We start from the raw sequence: 13344 nt of genomic DNA, 5'->3' as shown, positions 1-13344 counted from the left end.
TTGGCGCGGCATCGATCTTGTCGGCCGGCCGTGTCCCGATCGGTTGCAACACGTGCCGGTAGCCCGTGTGCCGCATGTGCCCGAAGCGATTGTTTCGGTTTGGCGGCTGTGCTCGATCAGGTTCAATTGGTTTGCCGCATTTCGTCATTCGTCCTCTGAGCGCGTCGCGATGTGCGATGACGCGGTGTTCGAACTTCTCGATGCGTTGCTGTGCGCCGACGGTCCGGTCACCCAGCCGGCGCATCACCACGACGAATCGGTCACCTGGGTCCGTGACGAATCATGGTCGGACTCTCCGATATCGGAGAAGTTCATCGCTTTGGATTCAGCGACATACCCCAATGTCGTCCCTGTGGGCGAACTTCCGGCCCGTCTCGCCACTGCCTCGACACCCCCGCGAGGCCGATTCCTTCAATGACATCTTCGACCGGGCCGCCCCGAGTCGGTCCGTGATCTCGTCGACCACGGCTGCGACGCAATCCGCAGCCTCGCTCTTGAAGCCCAACATGCCGGCCGGGTCGGCTATTTCGCGGACGTCGTTGCTCTGCCAAGCCACTCGGCTCCGTCGGCGATCAAGCTGACGAAGACGAGAGCTGTTGTTACAGAGCCAATCCCGCGATTGTTTCCGATGCGGGGAACCAGTGGACATCGATCAGGGTTCGTGCCTGAATCGATGCCACTGAGTCCTCGGGCCCGTGAGTAGCACCGCTCTGGACGGCGCAGATCGAACTCCGACCAAAGTGGCAGGCGCGATCGACTCCCCGGGATGACGCAGATCCCAGCGACGGCTCTAGGCGCCGAGGTTGTTGACGGCGAGGTCCCTCATCGACGCGGTGTGACCGCACTGCTGGCGGCGTAGCCCATCTGAGCCCTTCGGCTCAACCGCGACAGAGTTGCCGGAATTCGGTACACCCAGGTTGTTCGTATTGTGCTGAATCGCGGTTCTGCGTGGTCCCGACTCCGGGTCGGGCGGTCCACCGCTCTGATCGGTCGCCGATTATCTCGACCAGTAGCCACTTCACTGGAGCTATTGGCTATCCCGTAGGGCGTCGAGCCGAAGTCATCGAGTTTGCGGAATATTAGCCATAGCGTCATGTCTGGCTTGGTACCGTAATCGTCAGCAACCGGAAGCTAGCTGAGTGTCTGTCGCTTGTTTTATTGCCGGATGTTTGTGGGTCCTACCTGGCCATTGCGTGCCACATACGCGTTGATTCTGGTAAAGCCCTGTCGGAGTGTGCGCTCTGGAAATTGTCTCAGGCGGCTTTTGCCCGCCGGAAGTGACAGGTTCCCGCGCGAGACGCCGGACTGGGCCGCGCTTCGGCTGCGGTAGAGCTGCGGTAGATACGCCCCTCGGGACGTTTCGCTGCAAATTTGCCCGAGATTCGTGCACTGTGCATCGGGCTCGCTGGTCCAACGAATGCTGCGAACTACGAACTACCCGTGGAGGTCTAGGTCGTGACTCGTCAGTTTCTTCTTTTCCGCGGCGTCCGGCGCGATCGTCGCGTCCGCATTCTCGCCGCGCTCGGCGGTGTTGCATTCGGGCTGTTGCTGGCGACGACGGCAACCGCGCAGCCGATTTATCCGTGGCCGGATCCCGACCCGTTCTACGGCGCTCCGGCGAATCTGGCGGCGCACCAGCCCGGTGATGTGCTCGATGCGCGAGGACTGCCGCCGCTGGGGATGTTTCCCGGTGCCAGTGTCACGCTGGTGAAGTTCCGGTCCACCAACTCGAACGGCGCTCCGATCGCGGCGACTACGACGGTGGTCACCCCGGCCGGTCATCAACCAGACGCGCCGCTGCTGTCGTATCAGCACTTCATCAATGCGCTCGGCACCAATTGCGCGGTATCGCATCAGCTGTACTCCGGCGATACGAACCTGCTGTCGACCGCACCTGCTCTCAATGCGGTACTCGCGCGGGGTTGGAGTGTGGCGCTGCCGGATCATCTCGGTCCGAACTTCGCTTTCGGGGCCGCGCGTTTGGGTGGCCAGATCGTCCTGGACGGCGTCCGGGCGGTGAAGAGGCTGCCCGAACTCGCCGGGCAGCACAGTCGGGTGGCGTTGGCCGGCTACTCCGGCGGCGGCATGGCCACTGCGTGGGCCGCTGCACTGCAGCCGTCATACGCACCAGAACTGGAGCTTGCCGGCGCGGCCGTCGGTGGTGCCCCGATGAACCTGGAGAAGATGGCGGAGGCATTGGGCTTCGATCCGCACCCGGCCTTCGGGTTGGCGATGGCGGCGGCGATCGGCCTGGAGCGCGAGTACCCGGACCGGCTGCCGATCAGCTCGTACCTCAACGAACGCGGACTCGCGGCCCGCGACGCCATGGCGAACAGTTGTACCGGCGAGATCCTCAATGTCGGCGCCGACGGCAGTGCCGGCGCATATCTGGCCGGCACTTCGGTCGTCGATATCCATGAGGCTCGGTCGGTGTTGAAGGAGAACAGCTTGGAACTCTACGACGGGGTGCCGAGAACGCCGGTGTTCGAATGGCATTCTTCGTCCGACCTGCTGATCCCGCTCGACGCGATCGACAACACCGCCGGACGTTGGTGTGCGGCCGGGGTGCCGGTGCAGAGGCTGCAAGTGTCCGCGCCCGAGCATGTATCGGGGGCAGTGCTGGGCAGCCTCGATGCGCTCAACTGGTTGGACGGCCGGGTGCGCGGTGTGCCGGCGCCCGCCTCCTGCTGACGATCGGCACCGGTAGCGGCGAAACACAGCAGGTGGGTCCGGTCGCCAACAGTTTGTGGTTGTCGTCACCAGCGCTTCGGCGAGCGCTGGTGACGACTCACCATTGCCTCCCGCGATGCCGATGAATCTCCGGCGAACCGAGATTCGGGGCGCGATCGCTGCTGGTGGTTTCAGAATCCGATGGCTTCGCGGAGCAGCAGGACAGTGCCGCGCCCGGACTGGGGTTCTGCCCGGAGAACGAGTAGGCGGTTGATGGCGCTGCGCTGCCCGTAGACCGCTTGGGCGCGGGCGCTTTCCAGTGGCAGAGCGTGGTTTTCGACGCGGCGTAGCGCGGCGTCCAGGTCGGGTACCACCTTCTGCGCTCCGACGATCCAGATCGCGCGGGCGGCGCCGCCGGAGTAGGCGGGTAATTGGCTTCCACTGGCCGAGACGACCACGAGGGAGCCGGTCTCGGTGAGCGCAGCTACGCTGCCGACGACGACGTCGGGGCTGGCGATCAGCCGCCGGATGTCGTCGGCGTGGGTGACACGGTCCATGCTCAGGACGCGTGGCTTCACGGCCTGGTATCGCCCGCTTGCGTTGATGTCGTCGTCGATGCCGGACAGGCGGAGGGTCTCGCTGGCCGCGGTGAACACGCTGGAGCCTTCGGGGATCAGACCTCTGATGCGCGCACGTGCGGCGGCGGCATCGTCGAGGATCTCGACGGCGAAACCGTGTGCCGTCAGCGCAGTGCCCGCCCGCTCCAGGCGCTGCGCGGACGCTGGGTCGGTGAACTGTGTTGTCGGATTCGGGGTAGTCATGGTGCCTCCTGGGCTCGTCGTGGGGTGGCGCAACTGATAGTCACTCGGGTCGATCAGCTGGTCGGCCAGCAGGCGCCTGCGCGGCGCGGGGCGCCGAGCCCGCCAGTGGAGTGGTGTCGAGGTATCTGACCTCGTAGACCCGTTCGGCGAACTTCCAGCCGTCGCCGGTGCGCTGGTAGCGGTCGTGGTAGATGGCGTAGTTCAGTCCCTGTCGGCCGTCGCGCGTGCGTGCGAGCTCTTGGATGTAGGCGCGGCCGGTCGCGGTGTCGCCATCGAGCTGGATCGTTCCCGCGTGTGTGGTCTGCACGAAGAAGTCCCACTGGCTCTGCAGCCGCTCGCCCCCGGCGCGGATCTCCTCTCGACCGACGAACGCGACGGGAATGTTCGGCATCCGCAGCGCGCCGTCGGGCAGGAACAGCGACGCGAGGCGGATGCGGTCGCGCATCATCGCCGCGTCGGTGAACTCGCCGCGCAGCGCCTCGATCTCGACCCGGTCTGCGACGGTCTGGAAGTCACTCACCTGAAACTCACTCATCGGTTTCCTCACTTGTCACGTCGAAGCCGGTGTCTGACGGCATCGGGGATGGTGTGTTCGTCTCAGTGGTCCGACGACACAACCCCGCGGATTGTGCGGCGGTGTGGTGACCTCACAGTTCGGTGCGGTGTTTCGTCGATCCTGTGAGGGCAGCAACGACCAAGAGAGGCGGGCGGCACCATGAGCACCCGATCCCAGTTAGGACGCGACCGGCCCGACCCCGGCCTGAGCGCAGTCATGAGCGAGCAGCGTCAGCTCATCAATCTCGCCTATCGGCTGCTGGGCTCCCTGGCCGATGCCGAGGACGCCGTGCACGAGACCTACACCCGCTGGTATGCCATGTCCCCGCGGCAACAGGCTGCCATCGAATCTCCCGGCGCCTGGCTGACAACGGTAGCCAGCCGCATCTGCCTGGACCTACTCGGCTCGGCACGGGCCAGACGTGAGCGATATGTGGGCGAATGGATCCCTGAGCCGCTGCCCGAGCCCACGGAGTGGATCAGCGGGCGGCCGGACGCCACCACCGTCGATCCGGCTGACCGAGTCACCCTCGACGAGTCGATCGCTATGGCCTTTCTCGTCGTACTCGAGTCGATGACCCCCGCCGAGCGCGTCGCGTTCATCCTGCATGACGTCTTCCGCTACTCCTTCGCCGAAGTCGCCGAGATCGTCGGCCGCACACCGGCGGCATGCCGACAGCTGGCCTGCTCGGCCCGCCGCCGCATCCGCGTGGCGCGGGCTCCCGCCGCCCCGACAGCCCAGCAGGCCGGCCTCGTGAGAAATTTCAAGCAGGCGTGGGCAGCCAAGGACGTCGACGCCCTGCTCGATCTCCTCGACCCCGGAGCCACCGCGATCGCCGACGGCGGCGGCCTTGCCACCGCCGCGCTGCGCCCGATCCGAGGCGGCGAGCAGATTGCCCGTTACCTGATCGATCTCGCCGACCGGACACCCCACGACGTGACGTTCCTGGAGCGTACGGTGAACGGTCGGCCCGGGCTGGTGGCTCAGCAAGATGGCGCCGCGGTGGCGGTGTACGCGTTCGACATCGCGGGCGACCGGATCACGCATATCTGGACAATCCGCAACCCTGACAAACTCGTCCGCTGGACGACGAACTGACGACGCCCCACCATCCGCAATACGGCCCGAAGAGTTGCCGTCGCGGGATCCCCACCCCGACGCGGTGGCTCAGCGGCATCTGCCAGTAGCCTGTGCCGGGTGGGGCGGATGGACTATGCACCGAGCACATCGGCGCGACCGGGCATTGCACTGGCGGCGGTTACTGCCGTTCTGTTCGTAACCTTCCTGGACACGACCGTCGTCAGCGTCGCGCTCGGTGACATCCGGCACGATCTGAGTACCGACGTGGTGCTGCTGCAGTGGGTGGTCAATTCCTACACAGTGGTCTTCGCCAGCCTCATGCTGGCGGGCGGATCACTCGGTGACCGCTGGGGTCGCAAGCGAGTCATGATCGTGGGATTGGTGATCTTCTGTGTCGGATCGGTGATTGCGGCGCTCGCGGCCAGTGTGTCGGTACTCATCGTCGGTCGCGCGATCATGGGCGTGGGCGCAGCCGCATCGGAACCAGGCACCCTGTCGGTATTGCGGCAGATCTTCCCGGATGAGCGGGTCCGCGCCCGGGCGCTCGGTGTGTGGGCAGCGGTGTCCGGACTGGCGCTGGCGGCCGGGCCGGTGCTCGGCGGAGTGCTGGTTCACGCGTGCGGGTGGCGCTCGATCTTCTGGTTCAACCTGGTGATCGGTGCGGTGGCGCTTGCTGCCGCGCTGTGGTCCGTCCCGGAAAGCGCCGATCCACGCCTGGGGCGTGTCGACTGGGCGGGATTCCTGCTCGGCGCAGCCTTTCTCGGGCCGGTGATATACGCCGCGACCCTCGGTGAGCAGCGGGGCTACACCGCGCCCTTGGTGATCGTGCTGTTTGTGCTCGGCGGTATCGCCTTCATCGGTTTCGTCGCCGTCGAAGCACGGGCGCACGCCCCGATGCTCGAGTTCCGATATCTGCGCCTGCCGACAGTGCGTGGTGCGCTGGTGGTCGCTTTCGCCGTCTACTTCGGCATTTTCTCGATTTTCTTCTTCACCGCGCTGTATCTGCAAGTGATGCAATCCTATTCGGGTGCACGCACGGCCACAGTCTTCGCACCGATGGCCGCCGCGATCGTCATCGGATCGCTGGCGACGGGCTTCTGGGTAGCGCGTCATGGCGCGCGCACTCCCATGATCGTCGGTTGTGTGGTCGGCGCCGGCGGAATCCTGCTGACCCGCCATACCCTCGCCGGCCCACTGCACGACCTCCCGCTGGCGGCTGCGATGGCGGTGGCAGGGTTCGGATTCGGGATCGCGGTAGTACCGTTGACGTCGGCCGTGCTGTCCGGGGTCCCGGCGGAGCACTCGGGTATGGCCGCCGCGGTGACGAACACGATGCGCCAGGTCGGTTCCGCGTTCGGTGTCGCCGTGCTCGGGGCACTGGTGAATTCGTTCCTCACGTCGGATCTGAAAGCACGGATGAACGAGCTGGGTTTGCCGGCCGCGCTACAGCCCGACGTCGTCGACGCCGTCGAACGTGGCCGCATACCGGAGGGCGTGGACATCACCCCGTATCTGCAATACCTGTCGAAGGTATCGGACGTGCTCAACACTGGAAAGACGGCATTCCACCACGGACTCGATGTGGCTTTGCTGGTTTCGGCGGTATTGATCCTGGCCGCGGCGGTATTCACGGCCGTCGATACGGCACGCCATCGAGCAGACATCACATAACGGGCAAGTACGGGTCCTCGTCCGGTATACGGTCCCTCACCTGATCGCGACGACCAATGCATCATTGATCGACCGCCACGCCACACCTGTCTCCAGGAAGCCGGCTTCTTGCAACCGTACGCAGTGCCAGCCGATCGGACGCTCTTCGCCTCCACTGTGTTTTTCGAAGATAGCGCGGCTGGCCGCGTATTCGTCGGCCAGACCTGGGTCGAGGGCCACCGCCGCCCACCACTGCTCCCAATCCTGCGCCCCCATGGCACGAGCCCGCCTCTGGTGCCGGGTCTGGATAACCTCGTCTATGGCTTTGAGCATTGGATTCTCCGGCTCGGGCATGTGATCGGCATTGACCAACACCCCGCCGGGCCGCACCAGCTTCGCCAGATCGGAATACAACCGCGCCAGCGCCTCGCACTTCATCCAGTGCAACGCCGTCGCGGTGAGCACGGCGTCGAACGTCTCGTCCGGTAACCGTTCCATCCAACCCGGCTCGGATAAATCGGCCGTCACGAAGGTAATCCGCGCATCCCCGTCGAATGATCCCCGAGCAATCGCCAAGAGCGTCGGATCCATATCGACCGCGACCGAGCTCGCTTTCGGCAACCGCGCGAACAACCGCCGACTGATACTCCCCGTCCCGCACGCAAGGTCCAGCACTCGCGGCGCCTGCCCCGCCACCGCCGCCAGCACATCCAGCATCACCCGAAACCGCTCTTCCCGGTCGGGTAAATACAGTTCTTGCTGCCGATCCCAACTACGCTGCCACGACTCCCAGTCCATCGCCCTCCGCGTCCGGTCACCCACCCGAAATCGCTGCCGACTGCCGCTGCGCACGAACCTCGGCGCGGCGCCGCGCTGTTGAACTACGACGGTCCCTTTTTCGAACCCGCGGCCGGACAGAAGCTGTTCCAGGCGGAAATGGATGTTCGGCTCGACAGAAAGACGCCGAAATGGGGCCCGATTCCGCCATTGCGCCGCACTGATCCAAGTCACCATACTGGCTTGTCGTCGCGACGATGTGGAACCACCGCGCCAGCGGTGTTTCGGGTGGGTCGAGTCGAGGGGCGATTCTCCGGCTCGGGTTGCGGGCGCTGTTGTCGGGGTTGGGTTGGGTGCCGACTGCATCCTCTCCCGCCCGATATCGCAGGTGACCTTGCCAGTCGGCTACTCGAGACGGCAGTGAGATCTGCTGCCGCAGACCGTTTCGAACTTACAGGCTGCTCGTCCGAGCATCATCGTTCGGCAGTAGGGCCCCGGAAGAGGCGAACGATTGCCCGATCACGTCGAGTCGGTGTGCGACGTACATTGTTGTCGCGGCGGGTAGAGCCGCCCCTGGCTGCCCTGGCCGATGCAGGCGACCCCGTCCAGGTCGCGTCGATCGGATTCGTGGATGTCTCGAGCAATCAGACCGGACCGTTGCCGTGTCCATGCGGTACGAGCTGGACTGACCGCTGTACTGGAGGGTGCGATCAGTAGTCCGTTGTAGCGGAGTCGGTCAGCGGCGTATGCGATCGTGCGGCGGTGTTCCATCATCGAGGAACGCTGAGGTTCTGCGACGTCGGTGGATCCCGCGGGGTCGACGACCCCATGCACGATCCGGCCGGCAACGTGCTCGATATTCCGGTGCACGGTGCCGAGGAACCTGTTCGACGGCTCGCGGCATGTCTTGACCGTTGTGAACCCGCGTGACGGGAACGGGCCGGTGTGGTGGGGTCTGCAGGACGGTCGGACATGGTTCACCCCGCCCCGTGAATACAGTGACTGGACCCGAACCATCCAGTACATACCGATAGCGGGGCACTTTCCCTGTGACTGCGCGCGAGGGACTCGCCCGGTAGGTCACCGGAACCTCGGCGCTGCGGGGTGCGACGGTGTTAACCGCGATCGATCGGATGGCCCGCGGTCGTCATGCATGCCGCTGCGTCGATCTCCGTCACGCCGAAATACTGCCCGTGCACCTCGGAAAATCGCCACTGCCATCGACCGCGTCATGGCAGTGTCCACGCCGGATGCGAGTTCGTTTCGGCCATCACAGAAATGACAGTGGTCACACTGCAACCGGCAACGTGTTAACGGAGCGATCATGCCCGGCGATTTACTTGTCGAATGGCCGGAATCGAAATCGACCGGTACATCCCGCGACGGAGGTTCCCTCATGCTTGTCAATTTTCTCAACCGGATGGTCTTCGCCTCGGCCGCCGAGACATCGGGTCCGACGGCCGCTGCGCTCGATGAAGATGCGGCGCTGCGCCGGAAGGAATCGGAGTATCAAAAATACTTGCTGACCAGGACCTTTGCTCGCATTACCAGTGGGGTGTAACGGACCGATCGCAGGTGGCGATTTCTCTATCGATTGTTTGGTCAGGGAATCGGTCGGCATATGCCGACCGACGGCTCGAATGCTCACCTGTGTTCGAACAATATTTAAGTAGACCTGCCTTTGATGTGGTCCGTTACCAGGCCGTGAGCCGTGACAGCGGAAAGTCGTCGGATACTGAAGCGTTGCAATAGCGGCGTACCGTAGCGCGGTCTCACATTCCACTTTCCGTCACCGCAGTCGAATTATCGTCATAGCTGGACTGCGTCTCGAAATTTCAACGAGTCCATAGCATCTCGCGAGTTCGGTCACCGACGTGCCGGAACTTCACGGAATTCGTGCGGCGTCGACGCCGGGCGAATCTGGCGCTGTTTCGACGCCATCGCCTCGAAGGTAAAGACGCTGCACGCCAACGCGGTCGGACATGGCGAGGTGCCCGGATTCGAGGCCGACAGTGCGACTCGGATCTTCGCCTGTCATCTCGACCAAGCCGGCACCGCCCCGGCCTGGCGTGACCGGTGTCGCGTTCCGCTTCGACCCGGCCGCCGATACCGTTGTCGCAACCCACGGTGCGCAATCATCAGCTGCGAGCGGACAGTCCTGTCGGTGCCGGATCGTCAGCGTGTCAGGAGTGGCGAACTACCCCTGCGGCCGGACCGCGATACCACGCCACGATTCGCAACAGTCAGCCATGCGAATCTGCCACGAAATCTGTTATGTGGTTCCAGATTCTCTCGTGCGGTGCACCATGTTCGGTCAGATCGCCCAGGTCTCGGATCATGTCCAGGACGATTCGTATGCGAGCGACTGCGACCGGGTCCTTCGTCCATTGTTCGTGGCCGACTCGGAGCGTCGCCACCAGCAGGTCGCCAGGAAAATAGTCGCCTGCAGCGAGCGGATTCCAATGCAGCTGGGTCAATGCGCGTGACAAGAGGACATCGACGCCGACATTCTGGCCCAGCAGGCACCGGACATCCTCGGTAGTCAGTCGTCCGATCGGCTTGCGCCGCAGTTCATGGACGGTGCGTAGCAGGCGGGTCGCGTCCGCGGGTATCGCGGGCCACTCGTCGTCTTCGAGCTGTTCCAGCGACAGGTCCTCGTCAGCATCCGCGCACAGCGTCCATCTCCCGACTTCGTGTCGGAAGAAGAGGGTAGCGAGATTATCGGGTGAGTGCGTTATTCGCGCGAGCGCGATGTCTCCGAAGAGACGGATTCCGGATACCTCGAAGGTAGGTTCACCGATCGGGTCCACGGCGTCGTCACAGTCGGGATCGGACACGTTGTCCAAGAACTGCTCGGCTTCGTCCGCACACATCAGTGCGGCGATCTCACGAGGAACCCCTCGCTCCACCGCCACCCAGAACTTGTTGATCAGCCCAAGGATCAGCGACTCGTCATCAACCGAAGACCGCATGCGAACATCATGCTCGCACTGCCGTTTTCGGATCCCGCCCTCCATGGGAAGGCGCCCGGCACCGAACTCGACCAACGATCGGCATAGTTAGCTGCAGTGAAGCCATTGGGCGGATCATGGCGCTGGCCGCGTGAACACCGAGGATCGGAAAGAACGTGCGGCGAGGGCAGTGGAGGTATCAACGTGGACTGGGAGAACAGCCGCATCCGGTCGGTGGTGACGCGGGGTTCTACTGCCGCTGCCGCACTGCGCGACGTGCGGAGACGTCTCGAGGCGACGCTGGGCCGAGCTGGTGCGAGCCTCAGTGGTACCGGGCACATTTTCGCGGATGTGATACGTGAAGCCGACCGGGCCTACCGTCTGTCGGATCGGGAGATGCGCCGAATCTTCGACGATTTCATCGTTCCGGAGCAACTCGGCGGCGCATCGGGATCCCTCCGACGACCCGAGCTCGTTGTCGTCACCGGTCAATCCGCAGCGGGGAAAACAACGGCTATCCGCGAGATCGCCGATACCTTCCACGACCGCAACGGCGCGGTCGTCCTGATCGCCGACAACTACATGCCGTACCATCCGTTGTTCCGCGAGCTGCAGGCCGACGACGACTTCACCGCCGGTGACCGTATCTATCCGATCGCGGAGAAATGGCTCGATATGGCAATCGACCATGTGATCGCGCACCGCAGCAATGCCATTCTCGAAGAGGGAGTAGGCGATCTCACCCGCGCCGCCGGCATCATCCGCCGCTTCGACCACGATGACTACGGATCGCGAATCGAGGCAGTCGCGGTACGCCGAGAGCAGAGTCGGCTGTCCAACCTCACCCGCTTCCTGGACGAGCACATGCGGCACGGCGCCGGTCGCTACGTTCCCTTGGACGCGCAGGACGCGTGTTTCACTGGCTCCGCTGATCTGGTCCGCATGTTCGAGTCCACCGGATCACCGGTATCGATCGACGGCCTGCGAGTGCGGTCGCGCACTGATGTGCTGTTCGACAACCACCGCCTGTCGTCAGGTGAATGGGCCCAGGCACCACAGGCCTCGGAAGTCATGGAGCAGGAGCGCCATCGACCGCTGCTGCCCGTGGAGCAGCGTGCCTATGCCGAACGGATGCAGGAATTGCGTGACGGTATCGCTGCCGGCCGACAACTGCAGCCTGACGACGAGCATGTCTGGGCGCGCCTGTCCAAGGAGGCCGATGAGCTCGAAGCCTTGGTAGGCCCCATACTCGGGCCCGGTCCATTCGGTGGTCCGTCGTAATGGACCACACGACCGGAGAGCTCGAGCTGCCCCCAGTGCGACCGCGTATGCCGTTATGCGGCTGCGGCTGATATCGCCAGGAGTTCCGGGCTTGTCGGGTTCAGGTCTAGGAGCGGAATCGACGGCGGCCGGTGGCGGCGAGGGCTCGTAGGGTGCGGCCGAGCAGGTTGGTGCGGAAGTCGGTGTAGGGATACCAGAGCAGCAACCGCTGGAGCGGGAGCGGGGCGCGGGGTTTGGTGACCGTCTGGGGGCGGCAGTATTTGACGATGCCGTCGGCGCCGCCGAGGCGGCTGCCCAACCCGGATTCTTTCCAACCGGCCATGGGTGCGGCGAAGAAGAATAGGTTGGCGTGGACATCGTTGATGTTCACCGCCCCCACGTCGAGCTGGGCGGCGACGCGTTCAGCGTGCCGGATATCGCGAGACCACACGCTGGCCGACAACCCGTAGGTGGTGGCATTGGCCAAGCGCACAGCCTCGCTTTCGTCGCCGACTCGGACGACAGGGATGAGTGGGCCGAAGGTCTCCTCACGCAGGCAAGTCATCGTGTGGTCGACGTCGACGAGCACGGTCGGTTCCACCCATCGCTCGGCGGGTTCTGTCCCACCCCCGGCAAGTACTCGGGCGCCGGAAGCTGTGGCGTCGGCGAGATGGCGGCTCACCACCTCGAACTGTTCGGCGGTCACCAAGGAACTGACGTCCAGGTCGCGGCGCAGCGAACGGACGTGCCCGGCGAGAGTTTCCACGAACGAGTCGTAGATCGGGTCCACGACGTACACCCGTTCGACCGAGGTGCACATCTGTCCGGCGTTGATCAGCGCACCCCAGGCGATGCCGTGCGCGGCCAGTTCCACATCGGCGTCGGCGAGCACGATCGCCGGATCCTTGCCGCCGAGTTCGAGTCCGCACGGGATCAGCCGCTCGGCACATCGCTGCGCGATCTTCCTGCCGGTCGCGGTGGACCCGGTGAACTGGACGTAGTCTGCTTCATCCACCAGTGCGCGCCCGGCATCGTCATCTCCTGCGATCACGGTGAACACCGCCGGCGCACCGATTTCGGCCCATCCTTCGACGGCCGCGACAACTGTGTGTGGAGTGGCCGGCGCAGGTTTGACCACCACTGCGGCCCCGGCCAGCAATGCGGGGATCGCATCGAGGAGGGACAATCCCAGGGGAAAGTTCCATGGGGTGATCACCGCGACCACCGGGTAGGGCCGGTGCACGACATCGACGCGTTTGACGGCGTTGAGCAGATTCGGGGGCGCGGGATGCCGAGTACGCAACGACTTTTCGGCTTGGCGACAGTAGTACTTGATGATATCGATCGGTACGGTGACTTCGACCTTCGCTTCTACCAAGGGTTTCCCGCATTCGGCGACGAGCAACTCGGTGAGAAGATCGGCGTTGTCCAGCAACCAGTTCGCGTATCGACGTACCCAGCGCACGCGACCGGTGACACCGAGAGATTCCCAATCGGATTGGACCACGCGCAGTTCGGAGACCCGCTTGGACACATCGATCAGTTCACTGGACATGTCAGTTCCTTTCAGTTGTGGATC

At 64.4% G+C, this 13344-nt stretch carries 10 protein-coding genes; 5 read left to right on the top strand and 5 right to left on the bottom strand.

Annotated elements, in window-relative coordinates:
* The first annotated feature begins 1455 nt into the window (after window positions 1–1455).
* Window positions 1456–2691, top strand: coding sequence for a lipase family protein (locus AB0B25_RS15710; protein ID WP_357179196.1), 1236 nt, complete (start codon window positions 1456–1458; stop codon window positions 2689–2691).
* A 170-nt stretch (window positions 2692–2861) separates the two neighbouring features.
* Here the strand turns inward: AB0B25_RS15710 and AB0B25_RS15705 are convergent, their stop codons facing one another.
* Both AB0B25_RS15705 and AB0B25_RS15700 read right to left on the bottom strand, forming a co-directional pair.
* A complete protein-coding gene (locus AB0B25_RS15705; protein ID WP_357179193.1) occupies window positions 2862–3491 on the bottom strand; it encodes an LUD domain-containing protein in 630 nt (209 codons plus the stop codon).
* A gap of 40 nt (window positions 3492–3531) precedes the next feature.
* On the bottom strand, window positions 3532–4026 hold the full coding sequence (locus AB0B25_RS15700; RefSeq protein ID WP_357179191.1) for a nuclear transport factor 2 family protein: 495 nt from the start codon (window positions 4024–4026) through the stop codon (window positions 3532–3534).
* Between the two features lie 180 nt (window positions 4027–4206).
* Here AB0B25_RS15700 and sigJ point away from each other — a divergent pair, with 180 nt between their 5' ends.
* Window positions 4207–5145, top strand: coding sequence for an RNA polymerase sigma factor SigJ (gene sigJ, locus AB0B25_RS15695; RefSeq protein WP_357179189.1), 939 nt, complete (start codon window positions 4207–4209; stop codon window positions 5143–5145).
* A 108-nt stretch (window positions 5146–5253) separates the two neighbouring features.
* The gene (locus tag AB0B25_RS15690; protein ID WP_357179186.1) at window positions 5254–6798 is read left to right on the top strand and encodes an MFS transporter; all 1545 of its coding nucleotides are present in this window, start codon (window positions 5254–5256) and stop codon (window positions 6796–6798) included.
* 36 nt (window positions 6799–6834) lie between these two features.
* Here the strand turns inward: AB0B25_RS15690 and AB0B25_RS15685 are convergent, their stop codons facing one another.
* The gene (locus AB0B25_RS15685; protein WP_357179184.1) at window positions 6835–7575 is read right to left on the bottom strand and encodes a class I SAM-dependent methyltransferase; all 741 of its coding nucleotides are present in this window, start codon (window positions 7573–7575) and stop codon (window positions 6835–6837) included.
* 1303 nt (window positions 7576–8878) lie between these two features.
* On the opposite strand from AB0B25_RS15685, the gene AB0B25_RS15680 reads away from it, so the two are divergent.
* Window positions 8879–9115 carry a hypothetical protein gene (locus AB0B25_RS15680; RefSeq protein ID WP_357179181.1) on the top strand — a complete coding sequence of 79 codons (237 nt, stop codon included), beginning with the start codon at window positions 8879–8881 and terminating at the stop codon, window positions 9113–9115.
* A gap of 682 nt (window positions 9116–9797) precedes the next feature.
* Here AB0B25_RS15680 and AB0B25_RS15675 read toward each other — a convergent pair.
* The gene (locus AB0B25_RS15675) at window positions 9798–10526 is read right to left on the bottom strand and encodes a contact-dependent growth inhibition system immunity protein (protein WP_357179178.1); all 729 of its coding nucleotides are present in this window, start codon (window positions 10524–10526) and stop codon (window positions 9798–9800) included.
* A 183-nt stretch (window positions 10527–10709) separates the two neighbouring features.
* On the opposite strand from AB0B25_RS15675, the gene AB0B25_RS15670 reads away from it, so the two are divergent.
* Entirely contained in the window at window positions 10710–11786 is a 1077-nt protein-coding gene (locus tag AB0B25_RS15670) for a zeta toxin family protein (RefSeq protein ID WP_357179175.1), read from the top strand.
* A 106-nt stretch (window positions 11787–11892) separates the two neighbouring features.
* Here the strand turns inward: AB0B25_RS15670 and AB0B25_RS15665 are convergent, their stop codons facing one another.
* A complete protein-coding gene (locus AB0B25_RS15665) occupies window positions 11893–13320 on the bottom strand; it encodes an aldehyde dehydrogenase family protein (protein WP_357179173.1) in 1428 nt (475 codons plus the stop codon).
* Window positions 13321–13344 lie beyond the last annotated feature (24 nt).

The organism is Nocardia sp. NPDC049190 (genome assembly GCF_040648115.1).
In the GTDB taxonomy this organism is placed as follows: domain Bacteria; phylum Actinomycetota; class Actinomycetes; order Mycobacteriales; family Mycobacteriaceae; genus Nocardia.
The sequence above is the reverse complement of the archived record's forward strand: the minus strand, read 5'-3'. Positions and strand labels throughout refer to the sequence as shown.